This is a genomic window from Allomuricauda sp. CAU 1633, from assembly GCF_017313225.1.
GTDB lineage: Bacteria > Bacteroidota > Bacteroidia > Flavobacteriales > Flavobacteriaceae > Flagellimonas.
On record NZ_JAFLNE010000004.1, the window covers coordinates 313748 to 338330 of the forward strand.

22 protein-coding genes are annotated in these 24583 nt (G+C 41.0%); 17 read left to right on the plus strand and 5 right to left on the minus strand.

Annotated elements, in window-relative coordinates:
- Positions 1 to 21: 21 nt before the first annotated feature.
- Positions 22 to 1632 carry a phosphatase gene (locus J0X14_RS13570; protein WP_207098338.1) on the minus strand — a complete coding sequence of 537 codons (1611 nt, stop codon included), beginning with the start codon at positions 1630 to 1632 and terminating at the stop codon, positions 22 to 24.
- 239 nt (positions 1633 to 1871) lie between these two features.
- Between J0X14_RS13570 and J0X14_RS13575 the strand changes: the two genes are divergently transcribed.
- The 14 genes from J0X14_RS13575 to J0X14_RS13640 all read left to right on the plus strand — a co-directional run bounded on the left by J0X14_RS13575 (position 1872) and on the right by J0X14_RS13640 (position 16521).
- Positions 1872 to 3359 (plus strand): S10 family peptidase, encoded by a 1488-nt coding sequence (locus J0X14_RS13575; protein ID WP_207098339.1) that lies wholly within the window; start codon positions 1872 to 1874, stop codon positions 3357 to 3359.
- A 111-nt stretch (positions 3360 to 3470) separates the two neighbouring features.
- The gene (locus J0X14_RS13580) at positions 3471 to 3737 is read left to right on the plus strand and encodes a hypothetical protein (RefSeq protein WP_207098340.1); all 267 of its coding nucleotides are present in this window, start codon (positions 3471 to 3473) and stop codon (positions 3735 to 3737) included.
- Positions 3738 to 3799: 62 nt separating this feature from the next.
- Positions 3800 to 4471 (plus strand): SGNH/GDSL hydrolase family protein, encoded by a 672-nt coding sequence (locus J0X14_RS13585; protein WP_242528031.1) that lies wholly within the window; start codon positions 3800 to 3802, stop codon positions 4469 to 4471.
- Positions 4461 to 5399, plus strand: a complete 939-nt coding sequence (locus J0X14_RS13590) for a PD40 domain-containing protein (protein WP_207098342.1) — start codon at positions 4461 to 4463, stop codon at positions 5397 to 5399. The genes J0X14_RS13585 and J0X14_RS13590 overlap by 11 nt, the downstream gene beginning before the upstream one ends.
- A 124-nt stretch (positions 5400 to 5523) precedes the next feature.
- Positions 5524 to 7308 carry a tetratricopeptide repeat protein gene (locus J0X14_RS13595; RefSeq protein ID WP_207098343.1) on the plus strand — a complete coding sequence of 595 codons (1785 nt, stop codon included), beginning with the start codon at positions 5524 to 5526 and terminating at the stop codon, positions 7306 to 7308.
- 80 nt (positions 7309 to 7388) lie between these two features.
- A complete protein-coding gene (locus tag J0X14_RS13600) occupies positions 7389 to 8159 on the plus strand; it encodes a sterol desaturase family protein (RefSeq protein ID WP_207098344.1) in 771 nt (256 codons plus the stop codon).
- Positions 8160 to 8165: 6 nt separating this feature from the next.
- On the plus strand, positions 8166 to 9092 hold the full coding sequence (locus J0X14_RS13605; protein WP_207098345.1) for a M43 family zinc metalloprotease: 927 nt from the start codon (positions 8166 to 8168) through the stop codon (positions 9090 to 9092).
- A 17-nt stretch (positions 9093 to 9109) separates the two neighbouring features.
- Positions 9110 to 9562, plus strand: coding sequence for a hypothetical protein (locus tag J0X14_RS13610; protein ID WP_207098346.1), 453 nt, complete (start codon positions 9110 to 9112; stop codon positions 9560 to 9562).
- Between the two features lie 38 nt (positions 9563 to 9600).
- A complete protein-coding gene (locus tag J0X14_RS13615; protein WP_207098347.1) occupies positions 9601 to 10608 on the plus strand; it encodes a glycosyltransferase in 1008 nt (335 codons plus the stop codon).
- 138 nt (positions 10609 to 10746) lie between these two features.
- Positions 10747 to 12669, plus strand: coding sequence for a BatA domain-containing protein (locus J0X14_RS13620; protein WP_242528032.1), 1923 nt, complete (start codon positions 10747 to 10749; stop codon positions 12667 to 12669).
- Positions 12666 to 13919, plus strand: coding sequence for a dihydroorotase (locus J0X14_RS13625; protein WP_207098348.1), 1254 nt, complete (start codon positions 12666 to 12668; stop codon positions 13917 to 13919). Before J0X14_RS13620 ends, J0X14_RS13625 begins: the two co-directional genes overlap by 4 nt.
- Positions 13920 to 13923: 4 nt before the next feature.
- On the plus strand, positions 13924 to 14247 hold the full coding sequence (locus J0X14_RS13630; RefSeq protein ID WP_207098349.1) for a hypothetical protein: 324 nt from the start codon (positions 13924 to 13926) through the stop codon (positions 14245 to 14247).
- A 9-nt stretch (positions 14248 to 14256) separates the two neighbouring features.
- On the plus strand, positions 14257 to 14916 hold the full coding sequence (locus J0X14_RS13635) for an alpha/beta hydrolase (RefSeq protein WP_207098350.1): 660 nt from the start codon (positions 14257 to 14259) through the stop codon (positions 14914 to 14916).
- 312 nt (positions 14917 to 15228) lie between these two features.
- The gene (locus tag J0X14_RS13640) at positions 15229 to 16521 is read left to right on the plus strand and encodes a BspA family leucine-rich repeat surface protein (protein WP_207098351.1); all 1293 of its coding nucleotides are present in this window, start codon (positions 15229 to 15231) and stop codon (positions 16519 to 16521) included.
- Between the two features lie 133 nt (positions 16522 to 16654).
- On the opposite strand, the gene J0X14_RS13645 is transcribed toward J0X14_RS13640, so the two are convergent.
- On the minus strand, positions 16655 to 17149 hold the full coding sequence (locus tag J0X14_RS13645) for a hydrolase (protein WP_207098352.1): 495 nt from the start codon (positions 17147 to 17149) through the stop codon (positions 16655 to 16657).
- A gap of 6 nt (positions 17150 to 17155) precedes the next feature.
- Entirely contained in the window at positions 17156 to 17920 is a 765-nt protein-coding gene (locus J0X14_RS13650) for an MBL fold metallo-hydrolase (RefSeq protein WP_207098478.1), read from the minus strand.
- 89 nt (positions 17921 to 18009) lie between these two features.
- Between J0X14_RS13650 and J0X14_RS13655 the strand changes: the two genes are divergently transcribed.
- Positions 18010 to 19467, plus strand: a complete 1458-nt coding sequence (locus tag J0X14_RS13655) for a TonB-dependent receptor (RefSeq protein WP_207098353.1) — start codon at positions 18010 to 18012, stop codon at positions 19465 to 19467.
- 39 nt (positions 19468 to 19506) lie between these two features.
- On the opposite strand, the gene bcp is transcribed toward J0X14_RS13655, so the two are convergent.
- Positions 19507 to 19959, minus strand: a complete 453-nt coding sequence (gene bcp, locus J0X14_RS13660; RefSeq protein ID WP_207098354.1) for a thioredoxin-dependent thiol peroxidase — start codon at positions 19957 to 19959, stop codon at positions 19507 to 19509.
- Positions 19960 to 20014: 55 nt separating this feature from the next.
- On the opposite strand from bcp, the gene J0X14_RS13665 reads away from it, so the two are divergent.
- A complete protein-coding gene (locus J0X14_RS13665; RefSeq protein WP_207098355.1) occupies positions 20015 to 20677 on the plus strand; it encodes an endonuclease III domain-containing protein in 663 nt (220 codons plus the stop codon).
- Positions 20678 to 20926: 249 nt separating this feature from the next.
- Here the strand turns inward: J0X14_RS13665 and J0X14_RS13670 are convergent, their stop codons facing one another.
- Positions 20927 to 21508 carry an RNA polymerase sigma factor gene (locus J0X14_RS13670; RefSeq protein WP_207098356.1) on the minus strand — a complete coding sequence of 194 codons (582 nt, stop codon included), beginning with the start codon at positions 21506 to 21508 and terminating at the stop codon, positions 20927 to 20929.
- A gap of 250 nt (positions 21509 to 21758) precedes the next feature.
- Between J0X14_RS13670 and uvrA the strand changes: the two genes are divergently transcribed.
- Entirely contained in the window at positions 21759 to 24536 is a 2778-nt protein-coding gene (gene uvrA / locus J0X14_RS13675) for an excinuclease ABC subunit UvrA (protein ID WP_207098357.1), read from the plus strand.
- The last annotated feature ends 47 nt before the right edge of the window (positions 24537 to 24583 follow it).

Consider the following 24583-nt stretch of genomic DNA (forward strand, 5'->3'; position numbering starts at 1 on the left):
ATATGTTTTGGCTGTACCCTGTTATCTTGGAAGCCCAGTAATTTTGAATATAACAGAACCTTCCAAAGAGGCAGCCGCTTCGTCAATTGCCGTAGGATCTACGAATTTTGCCCCATCTTCTCTAAAAGTAGCTGGATTGTTGCTGTCGTATGACCATCCATGTACCTGAGCGCCACAGATAAATACAGGCTCGGAAGCACCAAGGATATCAGTTACATCAATCATACCGGTGATTTCCCATAGAGATTCGGTATCACCAATGCCAAGACCTGCTGCAACCGTTTGGTTACATTCCATAACTTCGGTAAAAGCACCAGTCATAATATCATATTGCCACAGTTTGGCATATCCTTGGATATCAGGGTTTAAATCTGCATATCCGTTGGGATCTTCTTGAATGTAGGCATAGTTTTCAGTTACCACGATGTTATCAGGAGAGTGCATGCCATCACCTTTACCACCTTCCAAGTCTCCATCCACAACAACAGTAAGTTTAGCATCGCCTGTTGGATCATCTGGATTCAACTCCAATTTGTATACCCTTCCAAAAGAAGTTCCTCTATTGGCCAAGTCTGGGTTGTCGCCACGAATTCTACCTGTTGCGTTAAAAAATACATTTCTATTGTTGGCGGCAGAACCTCTTTGCCAGTCAATATCCTCAATTCTTTGGAAACCGATGGCTACAGAATCAATGGCTTCCTGGTTCAGTTCCTCAAGGGTTCTTTCAGTAACTTCTACCCATTCTACATCATATTCGATGTCTTCGGCCATTCCCATTTCAAATTTAAGACCACCGCCACCAATAGCGGTTTCAGTAGAATCTTTTCCTCTAAGCACATAAAGCTTGCCACCATAAAGGTCGCCCCTGGCACCTACATACATACCAAAATGGGCTGATGGATAAACGTTTTGGCTATCATCATCTCCCATAAATACCACAGTTTGGGTTGGGTAGGCATCTTTACCGATGACAACGGCGTTTTCTGTAGACCATTCACCCAAAGCAGGTAATCTTTCAGCTTCAACCCTATCATTTGTAGAACGGAAAGGGTTGATTTTATAAACCCCTTTTCCATTTCCACCCCATTCACCTCCAGAAAGGTAAAGTGGGCCAAAGCCATGCTCATCAACCGTAATGGAAGAACCAGAACATTGTGCGGTAAATGCAGTAGCAGTGGAATTTACAATGTAGTCTCCCTCCATAGGGCGTAAATCGGAGTTCACCCTTATTCTGGCAATTGAGTAATCAGCCTCCAAGTTATTGATCAAAGCAAAAGTCCCATCCTCGGCAGGGTAAAGAGCGGTTCCATCTGTATAGGCTCCAAAAACAAAAGAAGGGTCAGTGGGAAGAATATCGGCGGAGGACATAATCATTTCTAATTGAGCTGTTCCCGCAAATGCGCCTTTGAATTCAAATAGGGTGTTTGGGGTTACAGAAGTCATGAGTGGTTCCATTTCGGCGATAGTAAGGTCTTCACCATCCTCTCCATCCACTCCGTCGACTCCATCTACGCCATCCACTCCGTCGACTCCATCTACACCATCACGACCATCTTCACCGTCGCAACTAGTAAGACCGAACCCAATAATAGAGGTTAGTGCCAATCCAAAGATTAATTTTTTCAAATTCATAATTTTATAGTTTAAGGTTTTCGTTATCCCCAAAACTATCCACGTCACTTTAGAATTGGATTACCTTAATATGTTCATTGGATTAAGCTTGATTAAAGAAAATGTTACACTGTAAAGTTTAAGTGATGTTACTGTTCTGTTAACATCTACTAATTGTTAAGGCCGCATTCTGTCTTAGCTGGGAGGGAATCTCAATCAAATTACTTACTTTTAGCCATAGACTAATTCAACGTAATACCATGAGAAAAATTTATCTTGCATTAAGCATAGTTTTGTGCTCTTCCATTGCCATTTCCCAAAACCGAAAACTCCCAGTGGACACCACGGTGACCACCCAACATTCGGTCACTATAAAAGGGGTTAGCATTAATTACACGGCAACAACAGGTACCCAGCCGGTATGGGATGAAATGGGAGAACCCATTGCATCACTTCACTATACCTATTATACTAGAAACAATGTTAAAAATAGGGCCGAACGCCCCCTGCTGATTTCCTTTAACGGAGGTCCAGGTTCAGGTTCTGTTTGGATGCACCTCGCCTACACAGGCCCCAGAATTCTTAAAATTGATGATGAGGGTTATCCAGTTCAACCCTATGGCGTAGATCATAATCCCTATTCCGTATTGGATGTTACGGATATTGTTTATGTAAATCCTGCAAACACTGGATATTCCCGTACTATTCCCGAAACCGGTGAGGAAGTGAAACGGGAAAAGTTTTTTGGAATCAATGCAGATACCGAATATTTAGCGGAGTGGTTGAACACCTTCGTAACCCGAAACAATCGTTGGAGATCTCCAAAATACATTGTCGGTGAAAGTTATGGAGGAACCCGGGTTATGGGATTGTCCTTGGCGCTACAGAACCAGCAATGGATGTACTTGAACGGTGTTATTATGGTATCTCCTGCCGATTATAAGGTGTTTCGCGACAACGACCCGGTTTCCAGTGCTTTGAACCTTCCCTATTTTGCGGCAGCCGCATGGCACCACAAGGCTTTACCTGCTGCTTTGCAAAGCAAGGACTTGTTGGATGTGCTACCAGAAGTTGAAGAATACACCATTAATACCCTGTTGCCAGCCATTGCCAAAGGTGGCTTTATTCCAGAGGCAGAACGAAACGAGGTGGCCAAACAAATGGCCTATTATACCGGATTGAAGGAAAAAGACATTATTGACCATAATTTAGATGTTCCCACTCAATTTTTCTGGAAGGCGCTTTTAAAAGATAAAGGTGGATACACCGTGGGACGATTGGACAGCAGATATTTGGGAATTGACCGACAACTTTTTGGCGATAGCCCAGACTATTCTCCAGAGCTTACTTCTTGGCTGCACAGTTTTACCCCTGCCATTAACTATTATTTACAGGAAGAATTAGGATTTAAAACGGACATTAAGTACAATATGTTCGGTCCAGTGCATCCTTGGAACAATGATGATGATAATGTTAGAGATAACCTCCGTCAGGCGATGGCCCAAAACCCCTATTTGAATGTGTTGGTGCAGTCTGGATATTATGATGGGGCCTGTACTTATTTTGCGGCCAAATATACCATGTCTCAAGTGGACCCCAGTGGGCGAATGAAAGACCGGTTCGATTTTAAAGGCTACCGTTCTGGACACATGATGTATTTGAGAAGGGAAGACCTTCAAAAGGCCAATGACGATATTAGGGACTTTATTATACGAACCCAGACCAATGGGAAGAGTGCCAAATATTAATCATTAAAAAACCTTCAACATAGCGGCATAACTAAAAAGTTATGCCGTTTTTATTTGAATGAAATGTAACATTCTAGAACCCTTTTAAACTAATATATAAACAGCAGAATTATGGGAGGAGAAGGAAGCATGATGCATGCCATCAAAAGTTTAAAGGAAAACAGGAGTTTGCTCAAAAAGAGAAAGCTCAAATCCAAAGATGATGTCTATGGAAGGAAAAGCATAACAAAGTTGTATTTTAAGAAATCCACTCCACGAGATATCAATCGCATCAAGAAAATGATGTTCATTCAAAAGGAAAAAGAAAAAAGAGGAATGTTTTACGCAGCCATTGCCACCGTTCTACTCTTTTTTATATTCTACCTGCTTTTGACATAGCGATATTTTCCTATTTTTAACAAAAACAGCACATGTTAAAAAAGCAAACTATTCTCTGCCTTATGCTATCTTTCTTAGGATCTTCAACCGCTACAAAGATTATCGCCCAAGATTGGCCCAATTTGGAAAAATATAAAAACGCCAATGCAGAAGTATCTGCTCCTGCGGAGGATGAACACCGTGTGGTTTTTATGGGCAACTCCATAACCGAAGGTTGGTCCAACGCCAATCCAGATTTCTTTAAGGATAATCCCTATATCAATCGAGGTATTGGTGGACAGACCACACCGCAGATGCTGCTTCGGTTTCGGCAAGATGTTATTGACCTTCAACCTAAAATTGTAGTCATTTTGGCGGGCACCAATGACATTGCGGGCAATACGGGTCCCATGACCTTGGAGCAAATCCGGGACAATATTCTTTCCATGGTGGAACTGGCAAAAGCCAATAACATTTCTCCCATTGTATGTTCGGTGCTTCCTGCATACGATTATCCGTGGCGACCTGGGTTGGAACCCAATATAAAAATTCCAAAGTTGAACCTTCTGTTGAAGCAAATGGCGGATGAACAGGGTGTAATGTACATGGATTACTTCTGGGCCATGGCCGATGAACGAAGCGGCCTTCCCAAGGAATTGACCACAGATGAAGTCCATTTGACCAAACAAGGCTATGCCGTAATGGAAAAATTGATTCAAGAAGCTATTGCCAAGGTCATCAACTATGAAAACTAGTTTCTTTTTTGTCTTTTCAATTTGCACCTTATTTGGTTTTGGTCAAAATGAAATAGTAGTAAGCCCCGCCGTTGAGGTTTTGAGGGATTTTGACAAAGTCAGGGACTTTACCTTGGATGACAGTGGTTCAGAAGCCTATTTTACCATTCAATCCCAAACCGAGGATGTTTCGGTGATTTCCACCGCTACCAAAACTGGTGATGCATGGGGCACTCCTTTGATTGCTCCCTTTTCCGGAACCTATAAAGATATGGAGCCATTTTTATCCCCTGATGGATTGCGACTCTATTTTGTGTCGAACCGTCCTTTGCATGATTCCATCTCCACAACCAAGGATTATGATATTTGGTATGTGGAACGGTTTTCAAAAACGGCGGCATGGTCGAAACCCATCAATATGGGAAGCCTAATTAATACCGAACACAATGAGTTTTATCCAGCAGTGGCCGAAAATGGGAATTTCTATTATACAGGTGACCGTCCAGATTCTAAAGGGGAGGATGATATTTTTTTCAGTGAATTCAAAAATGGAACCTACACAGACCCTATTTCCTTAGATGAAAACATCAATTCCAAGACCTTCGAGTACAATGCCTATATTTCCAAAGATGACAGCTATTTGATTTTTGGTGGTTATAATCGTGAAGACGGACAGGGAAGTGGGGATTTATACATCAGTTTTAAAAACGCTTTCGGTGAATGGTCGAAAGCCAAACCCCTACCCCAACCCATCAATTCAAAACAAATGGATTATTGCCCTTTTGTGGATGAAAAAAACAATATACTCTATTTCACAAGCCGAAGAATTACAAATCCAGATGGCCCAATTCGGAATATGCAATCCTTAAAACTATTTCTCAACAGCTATGAAAATGGAAATAGTAGATTGTATAAGACCAATATAGATGTCTTGAAACTTCAACCATAGTTACAAGATTTTTGGCCATCCATGCACCTATTCCCACTTAACACACAAAAACAGAAGGAGTATCTGTCTCATTCAGTTTATCACAAATGATCTTTTGTATATTTGTCATTCAATTGTGCTTTAGGTGGAACTGGTTGGAAATAAGGAGACTACAATTGCAGTATTGCCCTTTCAAATTATTGGGGCAGAAAACGCCATGAACCCTATAATAAAGGGGTTTACCGAGGACCTTATAATTAACTTCTCAAAGTTTATCGGTTTATCGGTTATTTCCCAATATTCCACATTGGGCATTTCCGATATTTCTGATACTAAATCCATAACAAAATTAGGGGCCGATTACATCATCACAGGAAGCTTTAGGGCCATTGGTGAAGGGTATAGAATTGGCGTACACCTTATCAGGACCAAGGATAACAGGATTGTTTTTGCTGGAAATCATGACGAAGCAATGGAAACCATCCTAAATGCACAGGATACCATCACACAGCAAATGGTGAGCGTATTGCAACAGCAGATTGATCATGATCTCCTCTCCTACTCCTACAAAAAAGAATCTGTTGAACTAGCAGCTTACGAGAACTGGCTTTTGGGTTTCAACGAACTTAAAAAAGGTACTGTTGAAAGCGATTTAACCGCTCGGAAATATTTTGAATCTGCACTAAAAATAGACCCTTTGTTTGCAAGAGCGTATACTGGTCTCTCCCTTTCCTATTTCAACGAATGGAGCTGCCAGTTGTGGAACCGTTGGGATGTGAGCCAAAAAGGGGCACACGATTATGCCCTGAAAGCCATTGAACTGGATGAAAACGATTATGTCTCACTGGCGGTTTTGGGAAGGACTTTTTTGTATTTGGGAGATTATGAAAAGTCAGAATATGTCTTGCGGAAATCACTCCGAATGAATCCCAATGACGCTGATAATTTGGTGCTCATTTCCAATTGTTTGGTCTGGTTGGGCTATTTAGAAGAGGCTGAACAACTCTACATCAAAGCCAGAAACCTAAATCCTTTGCATCCAGAAGCCTATTTGCCCATAGGTATGTTGGTGTATTTTGAAAAGGGGGATTACCAAAAGGCCGTTTCGTTGGGAGAAAAAGTGGCCAATCTTTCCATTTGGACCGATTTTACCGCTTTTTTGGCCGCAGCCTATTTTCATCTATCGGAACATGATAAGATGATGACCAACTGGAAGAAATACATGGAATTGTTCAAAAAGAATATCCATGATGGCAAAGAGGTGACCAAAAAAGAAGCAGTAGATTGGCAAAAAGAGGTCAACCCTTATCTAGTTGCTACCAACTTAGAACCCTTTTGGGAATTTACCTTGGGAAATACTTCCAAAGAAATCAATAAACCTATTGCTCCGACCACTGGGTCAATTACCAAAGGGAATTTCATAAGCAACGGAGAAGTATGGGAACTTGCTTATTTAAATCAATCGGTTACCCTAAAAGATTCAAAAGGACTTCATGATATTGCCAAACTCTTGGAACAGCCCGAAGAACAAATTCATAGCGCAGTTCTTATGGGCGTAGTTTTGGAAACGGGAGGAACTTCACTGATTGATGACCAAGCTATGAAAGAATACAAAAATAAGCTTCGGTCGTTAAAAATGGATATTTCCGATGCAGAAGAAATGGGGCTTTATGAAAGGGCCGATTCACTCAGGGAAGAATATGAAGCTTTGGTGGAACATTTATCGCAGGTTACCGGATTATCAAACAAAATCAGAAAAACAGGCTCCTCGGTTGAAAAAGCACGTGCCGCAGTAACTTGGCGGATTCGTAGCTCCATCAAGAAAATTGAGAAAGTACATCCCAAATTGGCCAAGCATTTGACCAACTCCATCAAAACCGGTACTTGTTGTAGCTATGAGCCGGAGACGCCACATGAGTGGACTGTATAATCCAACTTACAGCATTTTCCTTACAATGTAAGGTAAAAACTTTTGCCTATAGGGTGAACAACAATCTAAACAATACAAAAATGCTTGAGATTATTCAAAATTTACCAAACCCTTGGGCCGTGCTAATCGACCCAATTTCTCTTATTGTTTTGGGAATGTACGGGGTGTTGATGCTTTGGGAGGCCCTTTTTCCAGCTAGGGAATTGCCAAAAGTAAAGAACTGGAAACTAAGGGGGCTCGCATCCTTTGGAGTGTTTTTTTATCTGTCTACCTATTTCCCGTTAATATGGGATACCTATTTGGTGGATTACCAAATCTTTGACCTTACCGCACTTGGAGCAGGTTGGGGAGCCTTTGTAGCCGTGATGATCTATGAGTTCGGACTCTATGTTTGGCACTACGCCATGCATAAAAATGATACGCTATGGAAAATCTTTCATCAAATGCACCATAGTGCAGAGCGTATGGACAGCTATGGAGCCTTCTATTTTAGCCCCATGGACATGATCGGATTTACATTGTTGGGAAGCCTTTGCTTGGTGGTCATTGCAGGATTTACGCCTGAAGCTGCGACACTCTTTATTTTGATTACCACATTTTTGGCCATTTTTCAGCATGCAAATATTCGGACGCCGAGATGGATAGGGTATATTGTACAACGCCCTGAAGCGCACACTATACACCACGCCAAGGGAATCCATGCCTATAATTATTCAGACATTTCCCTTTTTGACATCATTTTTGGAACCTTCAACAACCCAAAGGGTTACGAACACGAAACCGGGTTCTACAATGGTGCCTCAAAACGAGTTTGGGAAATGTTGACCTTTAAAGATGTGTCAGAAAAATAGTTTTTGATGAAGCTTGAAAAAAGCACAAAAATTTTACTTACTGCATTGCTTGCGTTCAATGTATTATTGACTTCATGCAGTAAGAATGATGACAGTGTTGGTCCTTCTCCCATCCCAGAACCTGGTAATGAAGTGGTATATCTACCGGTTGTGGTCCATGTGATTCACAACGGCGAGACCCTTGGGGAAGGTCCAAATCTTTCCAACGAACGTATTGAAAGGCAAATAGAAATCCTCAATGAAGATTATAGAAGAAAATTGGGAACCAAGGGATTTAATGATCATCCCGATGGCGGGGATGCCCAAATTGAATTCGTGTTGGCAAAAAAGACGCCAGGCGGAGAGCAAACCAATGGGATAAATCGAATAGATGCCTCTCAAATAAATGTCCCGGACTTAGGTTACAATCAAAACCATTATGCACAATATGCCTATTGGGATACCAGTGCGTACATCAATATCTGGACTACCCCATTGCCAGAATCAGCCGTTTGTTTGAGTCTCGGCAGTGCTACTGGACCAGAAACCGATTTGCCGGGCACGGAGTTTTTAACCATTCCGGGGCCCAATGATGCAGATGGAATTATGGTCAACTGGATACATTTTGGAGAATCGGATATAGATTGCCATGCACGTTTTGGTCGCACCCTTACCCATGAAATGGGGCACTTTTTAGGGTTGTTGCATACGTGGGGTTCTGGGGAATGTGATACCAATGATTTTTGTGATGATACCCCAGCGGTGGATGAACATGTGTTTGGAAGTGTTCCGTATTTGGGATGCGCTGGAGAGGAAATCATGATCGGAAATTATATGAACTATTCCCATGATGCGGTAATGAACATCTTTACCAAAGACCAAATTCATCGGATGCACTATGTCCTTAAAAATCATCCCGGCAGAAATGCATTGCTTACTAGCCCAGCCCTTTAATCATAACAAAAAATAACATGACTTGTATCAATCCAAATCTGTGGTATGGTAAGAATCATACCCACCATTCTCAATTTAGTGATTCAGAATTTGTGGAATCGTTTGAAAAGGGAAGCTTAAACCCTAAATTGTTCAACCATGAAGCCCATCTAAGGTTGGCATGGATTTACATCCGTGACTTTGGGGAACAAAAGGCTGTGGAAAAGACCTGTGCAGGCATCAAACATTTTGATGTAATCTATGGTAATGGGGATAAATTTCATACCACAATAACAGTGGCAGCCGTAAAAGTGGTGCACCATTTTGTGAAAAAATCGAAATCAAAGACCTTTTCTTGTTTTATGGAGGAGTTTCCCCGCCTAAAAATAGCTTTCAAAGAACTATTAGATCAGCATTATGGATTCAATATTTTTTCCAGCGATGAAGCCAAGACCAATTACATAGCGCCAGATAAACTGCCTTTTGATTAGAATCATGTATTTGCCTTGGGATTTAGTTTCTTTGTAGTATGCAAAATCCCAAGGTAAGTATTTGTATTCCCTTTAAGGATACCGCACATTTTCTTCCCGAATGTCTGGACTCCATTCTAAATCAAACGCACCAAAATTGGGAAGTACTTGCCGTAAATGACCACTCCAATGATGCCAGTCTTGAAGTTCTAAAATCTTATGCAGAAAAAGATGTTAGGTTAAAAGTCTTCAACAATGAAGGAGAAGGAATCATTCCAGCGTTACGGACAGCATATAACCAAAGTAGTGGAGAATTTGTCACCCGAATGGACTCGGATGACATCATGAAGCCAAATAGATTGGAAGTGATGGTCAATTCATTGGTGAAATCCGGAAGTGGACATGTGGCTGTGGGGCAAGTTCGGTATTTTTCAGACCGAGGTATCAGCAACGGATACGAACGCTACGAAACCTGGTTAAACCAGTTGACGGCAAATGGGACAAATTATAGTGAAATCTATAAGGAATGTGTCATCCCCTCCCCTTGCTGGATGGCTTTTCGGGAAGATTTTGAAGCTTGCAGTGGCTTCCAATCTGATAGATATCCAGAGGATTATGACCTCACCTTTCGGTTTTATGAAAAAAGATTAAAAATCATTCGCTGTAATGAAGTGTTACATTTATGGCGCGATTATGATACCAGAACCTCACGCACCCATGAACATTACGCCCAGAATTATTTTTTAGACATTAAGCTCCATTATTTTTTGAAGTTGGATTTTAATTTCAATCGACCTTTGGCCGTTTGGGGAGCTGGTTTCAAAGGCAAAACCATTGCCAAAAAACTTAAAAAACAGAAAATCGATTTCACTTGGTTGTGTGACAATCCCAATAAAATTGGAAAGAAAATTTACGGCAAGCAACTCTTGCATTTTGAATCATTGAAGGGTTTAAACAATCCACAAAGCATTATCACCGTGGCCAATGAAGAGGCCCAAAATGAAATTAGAGCCTTCCTTAAGGGATTAGAGCAACAACCCATGCACGATTATTTCTTTTTTTGCTGAGAATCCTCCCCTTCACCCTTTTCCCCTTGACCCCTAAACCAAACCATTAACCACATATCACATTTACCACTCCCTTAACAATGAAATTTATATCCCTGCACTATTTTAATCCCTATATTTGTTCAATCAATGTTGGGAATGCAGTTTAAACATCCGGAAATTCTTTGGGCCCTCGCACTACTTGTCATTCCTGTCCTCATTCATCTTTTTCAATTACGTCGATATAAAAAGACTCCCTTTACCAATGTGGCCATGCTGCAAAAGGTGGTTTCCGAATCCCGAAAGAGCAACAGTTTAAAAAAATGGTTACTGCTGTTGACTCGATTACTATTGATGGCGGCCCTAATCATTGCCTTTGCCCAGCCTTTTTCATCTACTGAAACTGCTCTCAAGGAGAAAGAGATTGTGGTTTATTTGGATAATTCATTCAGTATGCAGGTTAAGACCAATGGATTATCGCTATTGGAAAAGGCAGTTCAGGACCTTATTAAAAATATAGATGGTGAAACCGTTTTTAGCTTGTTCACCAATGAAAGCACATACGATAATGTCAACATAAAGGACATTCAAAATATACTTTTATCGCTCCCCTACTCCCATAAACAGTTACATCTTGATGAAGTTAAACTGAAAGCGGCTACCTTATTTTCAAAATCGAATAGTAGTGTTAAAAACCTGATTCTCGTTTCTGATTTCCAACAACGAATTGCCTCCAACAATACCACTCCAGATTCAGTAATGACCACTTATCTGGTTCCCATTCAACCCAGAGAAGCCCAAAATATTGCCATTGATTCCATTTACCTTGCTGATGAATTATCGGAACAGCCCAAACTAACTGCTTTACTTTCTGGAGGTTCAGAAGAGCAAAATCTACCCATTTCTCTGTTCAATAATGATACGCTCATCGCGAAATCAGCGGCTAAATTCGATTCCAATGGCGCAGCGGAAGTGGTCTTTTCCATTCCGGGTAATACAAAAATCAACGGAAGGCTCAGCATTACCGAAAATGGATTGAGCTATGACAATCGGTTCTATTTCAACATCAACGAACGGGAAAAAATAAAAGTGTTGGCCATCAGTGCTTCGGAAAATAATTATTTGGAGCGGTTATACCCGGATACGGAATTTGACTTCCAGAAGGTCCCATTGAATCAATTGAATTACAGCGATTTGGATGAACAGAATGTGGTGGTTTTGGACAATCTACAATCCATTCCCAGCAGTCTACAAAACGTCCTCAGAACTTTTAAGGATAATGGCGGAACCCTTATCGTTGTTCCTTCGAACGAGAGCGATGTAACCTCCTATAATTCATTTTTATCTTCTTTTTCAGGCCAGCAACTGGGCGAAAAGGTGGCCAATAACACCAAAGTGACCTCGATTTCCTTTAATCATCCATTGTACAAAAATGTATTTGAAAAGGAAGTGACCAATTTTCAATACCCTACGGTAAAAGAATATTATAAGGTGCAATCGCGAATGTCCAAAATACTGGCTCTGGAGGGTAATGATGTCTTTTTATTGGGAAATGATGGGTTTTACATGTTTACCGCCTCACTGGAAACCGATAACTCCAACTTTAAAAATTCACCTTTAATTGTGCCCACATTTTATAATATGGCCACCACCAGTCTTCAGATGCCGGAGATATACCATATCCTTGGAGAAATCAGCACAGTGGATATCTCTACCAACTTGGGTAGTGATGATATTTTAAACGTATCCAAAACGGATTATGATTTTATTCCCTTGCAACAGACCTTTCCCAACCGGGTTCGGTTGACTTTTGACCAAAACCCGACATCAGATGGCATCTATTCCATCAACCAAGAGGGACAACTGCTACAAAATATCAGTTTTAACCATCCAAGGACCGAGAGCAAACTCAATTATTTGGAGGTTGAAAGTATACCAAACACCAATACACAAGATTCCATTGCTTCCCTTTTTGAATACTTGGAAGCGGAAAGCAATATTACCGCTTATTGGAAATGGTTTGTTATTTTAGCGTTGCTTTTGGTGTTGACCGAGGTACTCATCCAAAAATTCATTACATGAACATTCTGCTGAAGCCTGCAAAAATCGTGTGCCCAGAAAATAAGGAGCTACACTTGAAAAAGCGGGACATCCTTATTAAAAAAGGAAGTATTGAAAAGATTGCCACTTCTATTGAGACACCTTCCAGCACCAAATTGGTAGACCTTAAAAACCTACATGTTTCTATAGGTTGGTTTGATAGTGGTGTGAGTTTTGGAGAGCCAGGTCATGAAGAACGGGAAACCATTGCCAACGGACTTCATGTGGCCAGTAAAAGTGGATTTACAGACATTGTGCTGTATCCCAACACCTATCCTGTGCCCGATACCAGTTCTGATGTGGTGTTTTTGAAAGAACGCAGTCTTGGTAAACCGACCCATCTGTACCCATTGGGAACACTGACAAAAAATGCAGAAGGTGTTGATTTGGCCGAATTGTTCGATATGAAAAATGCTGGTGCTGTGGGCTATTATGATTTTAAACAACAGATTGCCAATCCCAATCTTTTAAAATTGGCCTTGCTCTACGCCCAAAATTTTGATGGACTTGTCTTTTCCCATCCACAGGATACCCATATTAAAGGAAAAGGCATTGTTCATGAAGGAGTAGTTTCCACCCGATTGGGCCTTAAAGGAATCCCAGCCTTGGCCGAAGAGCTACAAATTGTCCGGGACCTATTTATCTTGGAATACACGGGAGGAAAATTGCACATTCCTACCATTTCAACGGCGGAATCCGTAAAATTGATTGCTAATGCCAAGAAAAAGGGATTGGATGTGAGCTGCAGTGTGGCCATCCATAATTTAATGTTTACCGATGAGTCTTTGGAGGATTTTGATACCAATTTCAAGGTATCCCCTCCTTTGCGAACCAAGCAAGATATCAAGGCTTTGATTAAAGGATTAAAAGACGGCACTATCGATTTTGTGACCAGTGATCATATTCCCATTGATGTTGAAGGAAAACGGGTGGAGTTTGACAATGCCACCGACGGCACCCTTGGTCTGGAAACCGCCTTTGGCAGCCTGAACCAAATCTTTGGTATGGAGGAAACGGTATCGCTATTGACCAAAGGTCGGGAACGTTTTGGTCTGGAAACTCCCATTTTAAAAGAAGGTGAAAAGGCATGTTTGACCCTGTTCAACCCAGATGGGGAAAGCATCTTTGGTCTTGAAGATATTCTGTCCACCTCAAAAAACAGCATGTTTTTGGGAACGCAGCTTAAAGGCAAGGTGTATGGTGTAATCAATAACGAAAAAACTTCAATCTAATATTTTGAGCCAATCCAATCCCGGAAGAACCACAGCTATTGTAGCCTACATCACCATAGTGGGCTGTTTGATTGCCATCACCATGAACATGGAACCCAAAAATGCCTTTGCCCGTTTTCATATTCGTCAGGCTTTTGGAATCCATTTGGTGTTTCATGCTTTGGCGATTGCATTGACTTTTATGGGCATAGTGTATCTATCCATCCCGCTGTATCTTTTTTATTTGGTACTTTGGGGCTACGGATTTTTACAAGCACTGAATGAAAAGACCCAACCCTTGCCTGTTTTGGGTTCTTATTTTCAAAAATGGTTTACTTTTATTTCCTAAAATTTTAAAATGTCCCCAACCTCGTTGTCTTTAGAATACCTACTGCGCCCGTCATCATTGAAATCAGGTAAAAAACCCGGACTATTCATGTTCCATGGTTACGGAAGTAATGAGGAGGACCTTTTTTCATTTGCTTCTGAACTTCCAGAGGAGTTAGAGGTGATTTCCGTAAGAGCCCCGTATGATTTGGACCCGTTTGGACATGCATGGTATGCCATAAATTTTGATGCGGAATATGGGAAATGGAGCGATGATGAGCAAGCCAAAGAGTCTCGGGATAAAATTGTGGCATTTATGGATGAGGCCATTGCTGCTTATGATTTGGATGAAGAAAACATCACACTGTTAGGATTCAGTCAAGGAACTATATTGAGCTATGCCGTAGCACTTTCATTTCCTGAAAAAGTGAAGAATTTGGTAGCGTTGAGCGGTTACATCAATGAAGGTATATTAGCAGAAAACTATACCCAAAAAGACCATGGTAAGCTTCATATTTATGCTTCACATGGGCAGGTAGACCAAGTGATTCCTGTGGAATGGGCGCAAAAAACCCCTGATTTCCTAAAAAAATTGAACATTGATTTCACTTACGAGGAATTCCCCATTGGACATGGTGTTTCTCAACAAAATTTTTACTCCTTCCGAAAGTGGTTGGTGAATCATATTTGATCAAACTAACAGTAGTCCAGCAGGTCAGTAGGCAGTACACAATAATCAAATAAACAAGAGTCAAGCTTAAGAATCGGGTTCAAGAGCAAATCCTTCGCGTCAATTTGTGGGATTCGTGTCAGGTAGCGTTGGGCAGTCAAAAAAGCTCAAGTTCAAGTGTTAAGTCCAAGTTCATCTTTTGACTTCCAACAATCCAAAAGTCATCAGCCAAAAGGGACTCACATCAACCCAAAAACAGCATTCGTCAAATAGTCCCAAAGAGTCAGCAGGAGTTTTGGGAAATTGTGGTTTCAACCCTTTAAATTCTATAAGATGGAACGAAAAAAATTGCTATTCCTGACTCTTTTCGCCTTGGGCCTTTTAATTTCCTGTAGCAAGGACGACGGACCAAGCATCTCACCTAACACAGCCCCCAAGATTGAGGCGCAGACCTTCCCTGCTGCCGAGAACATAACCGACACAGCTACCATTGGAACGGTAATCGCTACCGATGCCGACAAGGGCGATAAACTCACTTTTAGTATCGCCGCAAACAGTAGTAACTTGTTCGAGATTACCACAGATGGTAAACTGAGCCTAGCCGCGGGCAAATCTTTGGATTTTGAGACCGTAAAAGAACATACTATTGCCGTGGAGGTAACCGACAATGTCAATGATCCTGTCTTTGCAGAAATTACCATCACCGTTACCAATGTGATAGAGTCCTTGGCCGAGGACCCCGATTCCTTTATCACCGTGTGGGTTACCACGGCCAACAATGAATCGGTAAAGATTGGGGTGGATCCGGACCTTACCTATGACTATACCATAGATTGGGGAGATGGCACGGTTGAGAACATTACCTTCAATAACTTTGCTGCACAACACCAATATGCCCAACCGGGTGCACATACCGTAGCCATAAAAGGTATCTTTCCAGCAATTTTAATGGATAAATATGAGCTTGTCGCTCAAGCTGACGCGCTTAAATTGGCAAGCATAGAGCAATGGGGCACCAACCCGTGGGCCAGCATGAAAAATGCCTTCATAGATTGTAAGAACATGGTGTACAACGCCACCGATGTGCCAAATCTTTCCCAAGTGACCACTATGAGTGGCATGTTCAGTTCTGCCTTCGCCTTTAACGGGGATCTTAGCGGTTGGGATGTAAGTAATGTCTCCGATATGGGTTCCATGTTCAATGGTGCATTTGCCTTTGAAGGCACCGGCCTCAGTGATTGGAAAACAGGCAATGTCAACAATATGAGTGAAATGTTTGTTAATGCTTATGTCTTTAATGGGGACCTTAGCAACTGGGATGTGAGTAGTGTTACTGGTATGGCTAGTATGTTCGCCAATGCTGTTGCCTTTAACAGTGACCTTGGGGCATGGGACATCAGCAGTGTCACCAATATGGAAGATATGTTGAGTTTTTCAGGGTTAAGCTCCGAGAACTATAGCAATACATTGAAGGGCTGGGCCAGCCCTAATGCCCCACAGGGTATAACTTTTAATGCAACCGGGCTTCAATATTGTAATGATGTGTCTACCGGCCTGGCACTAACCTATTTGACCAATGACAAAGGCTGGTCCATAACTGATGGTGGTCCTATCGATTGCAATTGATTAGAAAATACTTGTTTATCTTTAAAGAGCGCCGGGAGATTATGTCTTCCGGTGTTTTTTAAGTCCCTTTCTTGAGAGGAGCTGAGGGCTGTACAATGGAACAATCTAGCACATCCCGTTTAATCGAAAGCTATTAATTGCTTCGGGTGTAAAGCAAGTGGTCCAATGGCGTAAAGCTTACGCTCAGGTCATCTTTCAATTCGTATTGCACAAACAGCTCTCCCCAATATTTTCCATCTGAAAAATCAACAATGATCCATTTATGGTTCAATACCTTGATTTTGTTGATTTTAAAATCACTCTCCATACCCTCATATGGAATCAAGGGGTTATCACCAGATTGTTCATTGGTTTCCAAAAGTTTGTCCTCAATATAGCGAGATGGATTCTCCAAATTAAGGTGATCGTAATAGGCCAAAGCATCATCATTGTTTTCTAAGGTAAAATATTGCATGTCCAATATTTTAAGCTGACTTTTCTGAACGGAATCTTGCAGCTGTTCCACTTCGGCCTTCAGACCTTCAACATCAGCAGTCATGGCTTTTTGCATATTGCTGGTACTTATAAATTGATACAAAGCCACTAAAGCAGCAAATACAAACAGATAGAGAAAAAATTTGTTCTTCATGTCTTTTTAAATCTTCAATTGTAGGTTATCGTACGCCAAATGTATGTTTTTGGGCAATTCTTTTTCCACTTCTTTATGAAATCCCATTACATGGCTAATATGGGTAAAATATGTTTTTTCTGCGCAAACTTCCTGCGCAAACGCAATAGCTTCTTCCAAATTAAAATGGGAATGATGGGGTTCTTTCCGGAGCGCATTAACCACCAATACTTTGGCACCTTTTATCTTTTTGAGTTGGTCCTTCTCCACCCGTTTCACATCGGTCAAGTACACAAAATCCCCAAACCGGTATCCAAATACTTGCAAGCGATTGTGGAAGGCTTCAATGGGAATGATTTCTATGTCCCCCAACTCAAAAGGTCTATCTTTTTCCACAGGAACAACCTGAACTGCTGGTGCTCCAGGATATCGGTTCTCATCGGCAAAAATATAATCAAATCGTCTTTTTAGCGAGGCAATCACCCGTTCATGGGCATAAATGGGAATATCGCCCTGGCGAAAGAAAAAGGGTCGAATATCATCAATACCAGCAGTATGGTCAGCATGTTCGTGCGTGAACAAAATCCCATCCAGTTTTTCAATAGGATTTGCCAACATTTGTTGCCGAAAATCAGGACCGCAATCAATGACATAGTTAAAATCTTTCCATGAAACCATGACGGAGACCCGCAATCTCTTATCCTTGGGGTCCTTGCTAAGACAAACTGGATGATCACTTCCAATAACAGGTATGCCCTGGGAGGTTCCCGTGCCCAAAAAGGTAATGGTCATCATATCATCCATTAAAATCAAAATTATAACATATTTATTTAATAGATTGAATGAAGAGTGTAACTTTGTTTCACACAAAACTCTCGGATATGCCTACCGTACCAAGCAAAGAGAATGCTTTTGAAAACATCCCTTCCATAAAGGCAAAGACCCTTAGAATCAATCTGAATCCGAATATTTACGGAACTTTTGCCGAGATTGGGGCTGGACAGGAAACGGCCCGGCATTTTTTTAGGGCTGGTGGTGCTTCAGGCACCATTGCAAAAGCGATGAGTGCTTATGACAAATCGTTTAGTGATGCCATTTATGGTATTGAAGAAGATGGGCGGTACGTAACCCAGTCCCGCTTGAAGAAGATGTTGGACCACGAAATGAAATTGGTGGAAGAACGGATCAGTCGGGAGAGCAATCCCAATTATCTTTTCTTTACCTACGCCAACACTGTTGCCACGATTGATTTTTCCAAACGATACAAAGGCCATGGTTGGGTAGGAATCCGTTTTCAATTGGATCCGGACCAAAAGGAGTACGATGAGATTGTTTTACATATCCGATTTAAACAAAATGAAGCCCGATTGCAACAGGAAACTTTGGGTATTTTGGGCGTTAACCTTATGTATGGTGCCTATTTTAAGTTCCATAAGCCCAAAAAACTGCTGAAGTATTTATACGATCATATTGACAAGGATACCGTGGAAATTGATATGGTCAACTTTACAGGTCCCAACTTTAAGGAGGTGGATAACCGTTTGATGAGCTTGCAGTTGATCAAAAACGATATGACGGATGCGGTCATGTTTGGTCCGGACGGAAATAACCTTTTGCCAGCGGCTGTTCTTTATAAGAAAAACATTTTGGCCTTACGGGGAAGCTTCAGGCCCGTGACCAAAGTGAACATGGACATGTTCAAAAAATCGTATGACATCTTTGTCCGGGAACAAACGGTGGAATACGAAAATACCATAGTGGTTTTTGAGATAACCCTTTCCAACTTAAAAGTTTCTGGGGAAATTGACGAACAGGATTTTATGGATCGTGCAGAGTTGCTCTGTTCCATGGGACATACGGTGTTGATATCCAAATTCCAGGAATACTACAAGTTGGTGGAATATTTCAACAATTACACCAAGTCCAAAATTGGACTTACCATGGGTGTAAACAATCTCGTAGATATTTTTGACGAGAAATATTACCGTCATTTGAGCGGAGGTATCTTGGAAGCCTTTGGAAAATTGTTCTTTAAAGATTTAAAAGTGTACCTGTATCCCATGAAGGACCCAGAGACTGGTCAAATTATGACCAGCAACAACATTAAGGTACACCCGCGGATGAAAGAGTTGTACAAATTCTTTAAGTACAATGGAAAAGTGATGGACATTATTGATTATGATCCAGACATCATGCACATTTTCTCCAGGGATGTCTTAAAAAAGATCATCAATGGCGAGGACGGCTGGGAAGAAGAACTACCAGAGGGCATTGCCGAAATGATCAAGGAAAAAGAACTTTTTACCCGAAAAGTACTTTCTGAAAAGGAGGAAGCTTAAGATAAATGAAAAGGCGCTTTTAAAAGCGCCTTTTTAAATTTAATCCAAAATTTGTGCAGCGTGGTCTTTAGTCTTTACTTTTTCAATAACGCGTTCTACTACTCCATCGCCATTAATTACAAAAGTGGTGCGGTGAATTCCGTCAAATTTCCTCCCCATAAACTGTTTTGGTCCCCAAACACCAAAAATCTGTAGTACCGTATGGTCCTCATCAGCCAATAAAGGAAATGGAAAGTTGAATTTTTTCTTAAAGTTGAATTGTTTTTTTTGGGAATCAGCACTAACCCCTAAAATTTCATATCCCGCATCCTGCAAAGCTTTGTAATTGTCTCTTAGATTGCAGGCTTCCAGAGTACATCCGGGTGTATTGGCTCTTGGGTAAAAGAAAACTACCAGTTTCTTTCCTTTGTAATCACTGAGATTAATTGTGTTTCCATCTTGGTCTTTTGCAGAAAATTCAGGTACTTTATCCCCTATTTTTAACATATTCATATGCGTACGGTCTCTATTTTATTGTTTAATTATTTTTATTCAAAACTAAACAAAAATGACTAAACAAGAAAAGGTTGACTTTGTAATCCGAACTTTGGATGAGATTTATCCAGAGATTCCAATTCCATTAGATCATAAAGACCCGTATACATTGTTGATTGCGGTCTTATTATCAGCCCAAAGCACAGATGTACGCGTGAATCAAATCACTCCAATCCTTTTTGCCGAGGCCGACAATCCGTATGATATGGTAAAGCTTTCGGTGGATGAAATCCGGGAAATTATAAAACCAGTTGGACTATCCCCAATGAAATCAAAGGGGATTCATGGGTTATCCCAAATCTTGATTGAAAAATACAACGGCGAAGTTCCTAGAAACATTGAGCTTCTTGAAGAATTACCCGCCGTGGGCCACAAAACGGCCAGTGTAGTGGTCTCCCAAGCCTTTGGCATTCCTGCCTTTCCGGTAGATACACATATTCATCGGTTGATGTACCGCTGGGGATTCAGCAATGGGAAAAATGTAGTGCAAACCGAGCGGGATGCCAAGCGTTTATTCCCTGAGGAAATCTGGAACCGACTTCATTTGCAAATTATCTGGTACGGTAGAGAATACTGCCAAGCAAGGGGCTGGAATCTGGAAAAAGATGTGATTACAAAAACCATTGGTCGAAAATCGGTCATCAACGAATATTATAAAAACAAAAAGAGCCGCTAATTGCGGCTCTTTTTGCATCTGTTTTTCAGCAACTTAGTTTAAAGTTACTTCAAATGGATGTTTTTTGTAGTTGACTACATGAATCGATTTTGAATAGCTAAGTAAGAAATTAATAGTTTCTTGGCTAGCTTTTACCGATTTAACGGCTTTTTGTTCTTCAGAGTAAATATTTTCCATATTCTAGCATTAATGTTTCAAATAGATAACGCCGCTAGAATTGAAATATTGTAGGGTTCGACAAAACGCCGATTAATTCGTTAAAACGATATTCTTACGATCAACAATTTTTCTGAGGTTAATCAGTGCATATCGCATTCTTCCCAAGGCTGTGTTGATACTTACTCCAGTATTTTCAGAGATTTCCTTGAAACTCATATCCTTGTAGATTCGCATGATCAAGACTTCTCTCTGATCTTCAGGCAATTCATCAATCAATAAGGTAAGATCACTATCAATTTGATCTTTGATGATTTGCTTTTCGGCATTTAACTTATCGTCCTTAATTACAGAGAAGATGTTGAAATCATCGCTGCCTTCAAACTTGGGCATTCTTTTATTCTTCCTGAAGTGGTCTATGATAAGGTTATGGGCAATACGCATTACCCAGGGTAAAAATTTACCTTCCTCACTATACGACCCTTTCTTCAAGGTTTTAATGACCTTGATAAAGGTGTCCTGGAAGATGTCCTCTGCTACATCCCTATCCAAAACTTTGGAATAAATAAAACTGGAAATTCGTTGGTTGTGCCTGTTGATGAGCGTCTCAAGCGCCTTTTCATCACCAGCAATGTAGTTTTTAACTAGAATCGAGTCATTAATCTGTAGTTCCATACAAATTACTTTTTTTTGGTTAATATCACGGTCTTTCCTGTCCAAGAAAGACTTTAGGTATTTAGTTGAAATTTTAAAAAAGTAATTATTTCTGTATAGGCCTATCAGTTTTTTAATTACAACTCAAATATAGAAATTTAGGTAGGCGACCTAAAAACTATGTTGTGATTTGCGCTTTTTTATATGTTAACTGGTGCAATATACGTATTAAGTGTCCTGTATCGTATCTTTGAGCCCCTAATTTTAACAAATGGCAGCGATTACCAACGTAGATCCCAAGCATAATATCATCATAAAAGGTGCCAAACTCCATAACCTTAAAAATATAGATGTTGTAATTCCCCGTAACAAGTTGGTTGTGATTACCGGATTGTCGGGTTCTGGAAAGTCCAGTTTGGCGTTTGATACGTTGTATGCCGAAGGACAACGTCGCTATGTGGAAAGTCTTTCCTCTTATGCCCGTCAGTTTTTGGGGAAATTGGACAAGCCCAAGGTTGATTATATAAAAGGTATAGCCCCGGCCATTGCCATTGAGCAAAAAGTGAATTCTACCAATCCACGTTCCACCGTGGGAACCACTACCGAAATCTATGATTATCTAAAACTATTATATGCCCGCATTGGCAAGACTATTTCTCCTATTTCCGGCAAAGAGGTAAAAAAGCATACGGTAACTGATGTCATTAATTATATAAAACCACTTTCTGAAGGAACAAAACTCCTTTTGCTGGCTCCTATACTAATTAAGGAAGACCGCGACCCCATAAAATCGTTGCAGCTTTTTTCCAAACAAGGGTATGCCCGTATTAAATATAAAGGAGAGGTCCTTCGCATAGACCAAGTTCCCGAGGATATCGGTAGAGAATTTGATTTGGTCGTGGATCGGGTCATTGTAAAGGATGATGAAGATTTCTACAATCGATTGGCCAATGCGGTGGACAATGCCTTTTTTGAAGGAAAGGGCCAGTGTGCCATCGAGAATTTGGAAAGTGGGGAAACCAAAGTGTTCAGTAATCAGTTTGAACTGGATGGCATGAAGTTCCTGGAACCCAACGTTCACTTGTTCAGTTTTAATAATCCCTACGGCGCTTGTCCCAAATGTGAGGGCTATGGTGATGTTATCGGTATTGATGAAGACTTGGTAATCCCCAACACAGCATTATCTGTTTATGAAAATGCCGTTTTTCCTTGGCGGGGCGAAAGTATGGGTTGGTATCGGGATCAATTGGTGAACTCGGCTTACAAATTTGATTTTCCCATCCATAAACCTTGGTTTGAATTATCGGAAGAACAAAAACAATTGGTTTGGGACGGGAATGAGCATTTTATCGGCATCCATAAATTCTTTGAGCAGCTCGAAGAAAAGAGTTATAAAATTCAAAACAGGGTGATGCTCTCCCGGTATCGAGGAAAAACCAAGTGTACGGTTTGCAAGGGAAAACGGCTTCGAAAAGAAGCCAATTATGTGAAAGTTGGTGGAAAATCCATTTCAGATTTGATAGAACTTCCCATAAAAAGAGTGGTTCTCTTTTTTGAGCAACTCCAACTTTCGGAACATGATACCACCATCGCCAAACGATTGATCAAAGAAATCACCACCCGTTTAGACTTTTTGGACAAAGTAGGATTAAGCTACCTTACCTTAAACCGTAAATCCAATACGCTATCGGGCGGGGAAAGTCAACGCATCAATTTGGCCACTTCTTTGGGCAGCAGTTTGGTGGGTTCCATGTATATTTTGGATGAGCCCAGCATTGGCCTTCATCCCAAAGACACCGAAAATTTGATTGAGGTTCTTAAATCCCTACGGGATTTGGGCAATACTGTAATTGTGGTGGAACACGATGAGGATATCATGAAAGCGGCCGACGAAGTCATTGATATTGGTCCAGAAGCGGGAACCTTGGGTGGCGAAGTGGTGGCCACGGGAAGTCTGGCCGCCGTTCTTCAAGCCAATTCGCTCACTGCTGATTATCTAACCGGTAGAAAAGAAATTCAAATTCCTGCCGAGCGAAGGAATTCCAAGCATTATATCCAAATCAAGGGAGCAAGGGAAAACAACCTAAAAAATATCGATGTCACCTTTCCGCTGAACATGTTAACGGTGGTCACCGGTGTATCAGGTAGTGGAAAAAGTACCTTGGTGAAGAAAATCTTATATCCAACTATATTAAAGGAAGTAGGTGGTTATGGAGAAAAAGCCGGGCAATTCAGTGAAATGGAAGGCAAGTACTCGCACATTAAGCATGTTGAGTTTGTGGACCAAAATCCTATTGGTCGCTCCTCCCGTTCCAACCCAGTCACCTATATTAAAGCTTATGATGACATCCGAAGTTTATTTGCTTCCCAAAAGTTGAGCAAGCTGCGTGGATACCAGGCCAAACACTTTTCTTTTAATGTGGATGGCGGCCGCTGTGAAAAATGTAAAGGCGAAGGCGAAATTACCGTAGAAATGCAGTTTATGGCCGATGTACACTTGGAATGTGATGTGTGTGAAGGCAAACGCTTCAAAAAGGATATTTTGGAAGTACAGTTTGAGGGCAAAAACATAGATGATATCTTAAGCCTGACCATTGATGATGCCATTGAGCACTTTAAAACCCATAAACAAGACAAGGTTGTAAGCAAATTGCAACCTTTACAAGATGTGGGACTGGGGTATGTTACTCTAGGCCAATCCTCCTCTACCCTTTCCGGTGGTGAGGCACAGCGTATAAAATTGGCTTCCTTTTTGGTGAAGGGAAACACCAAGGAAAAAGCTTTGTTTATTTTTGATGAGCCTACAACGGGGCTCCATTTTCACGACATTAAAAAACTGCTCAAATCTTTTGATGAGTTGATTGGCAAAGGGCATTCCATCATTGTTATTGAGCACAATATTGAGCTCATCAAATGTGCCGATTATCTTATTGACCTCGGTCCTGAGGGTGGAGAAAACGGGGGGCATTTGGTTGTGGAAGGTACTCCTGAAGAAGTTGTGAAAAGCAAAGAATCCCATACGGCTAAATATCTTAGAGAAAAGCTTTAGCGATAATCCTAACATAAAATAATACGCTTGTCTACAACTAATTCAAG

Bases quoted from the DNA above. Each gene is read 5' to 3' on its own strand.
- J0X14_RS13620 (WP_242528032.1), top strand. From the start codon at position 10,747: ATGCAGTTTAAACATCCGGAAATTCTTTGGGCCCTCGCACTACTTGTC.
- J0X14_RS13580 (WP_207098340.1), top strand. From the start codon at position 3,471: ATGGGAGGAGAAGGAAGCATGATGCATGCCATCAAAAGTTTAAAGGAA.
- J0X14_RS13605 (WP_207098345.1), top strand. From the start codon at position 8,166: ATGAAGCTTGAAAAAAGCACAAAAATTTTACTTACTGCATTGCTTGCG.
- bcp (WP_207098354.1), bottom strand. From the start codon at position 19,959: ATGAATATGTTAAAAATAGGGGATAAAGTACCTGAATTTTCTGCAAAA.
- J0X14_RS13575 (WP_207098339.1), top strand. From the start codon at position 1,872: ATGAGAAAAATTTATCTTGCATTAAGCATAGTTTTGTGCTCTTCCATT.
- uvrA (WP_207098357.1), top strand. From the start codon at position 21,759: ATGGCAGCGATTACCAACGTAGATCCCAAGCATAATATCATCATAAAA.
- J0X14_RS13655 (WP_207098353.1), top strand. From the start codon at position 18,010: ATGCCTACCGTACCAAGCAAAGAGAATGCTTTTGAAAACATCCCTTCC.
- J0X14_RS13635 (WP_207098350.1), top strand. From the start codon at position 14,257: ATGTCCCCAACCTCGTTGTCTTTAGAATACCTACTGCGCCCGTCATCA.
- J0X14_RS13610 (WP_207098346.1), top strand. From the start codon at position 9,110: ATGACTTGTATCAATCCAAATCTGTGGTATGGTAAGAATCATACCCAC.
- J0X14_RS13645 (WP_207098352.1), bottom strand. From the start codon at position 17,149: ATGAAGAACAAATTTTTTCTCTATCTGTTTGTATTTGCTGCTTTAGTG.
- J0X14_RS13640 (WP_207098351.1), top strand. From the start codon at position 15,229: ATGGAACGAAAAAAATTGCTATTCCTGACTCTTTTCGCCTTGGGCCTT.
- J0X14_RS13600 (WP_207098344.1), top strand. From the start codon at position 7,389: ATGCTTGAGATTATTCAAAATTTACCAAACCCTTGGGCCGTGCTAATC.
- J0X14_RS13665 (WP_207098355.1), top strand. From the start codon at position 20,015: ATGACTAAACAAGAAAAGGTTGACTTTGTAATCCGAACTTTGGATGAG.
- J0X14_RS13590 (WP_207098342.1), top strand. From the start codon at position 4,461: ATGAAAACTAGTTTCTTTTTTGTCTTTTCAATTTGCACCTTATTTGGT.
- J0X14_RS13670 (WP_207098356.1), bottom strand. From the start codon at position 21,508: ATGGAACTACAGATTAATGACTCGATTCTAGTTAAAAACTACATTGCT.
- J0X14_RS13585 (WP_242528031.1), top strand. From the start codon at position 3,800: ATGCTATCTTTCTTAGGATCTTCAACCGCTACAAAGATTATCGCCCAA.
- J0X14_RS13570 (WP_207098338.1), bottom strand. From the start codon at position 1,632: ATGAATTTGAAAAAATTAATCTTTGGATTGGCACTAACCTCTATTATT.
- J0X14_RS13615 (WP_207098347.1), top strand. From the start codon at position 9,601: ATGCAAAATCCCAAGGTAAGTATTTGTATTCCCTTTAAGGATACCGCA.
- J0X14_RS13625 (WP_207098348.1), top strand. From the start codon at position 12,666: ATGAACATTCTGCTGAAGCCTGCAAAAATCGTGTGCCCAGAAAATAAG.
- J0X14_RS13650 (WP_207098478.1), bottom strand. From the start codon at position 17,920: ATGACCATTACCTTTTTGGGCACGGGAACCTCCCAGGGCATACCTGTT.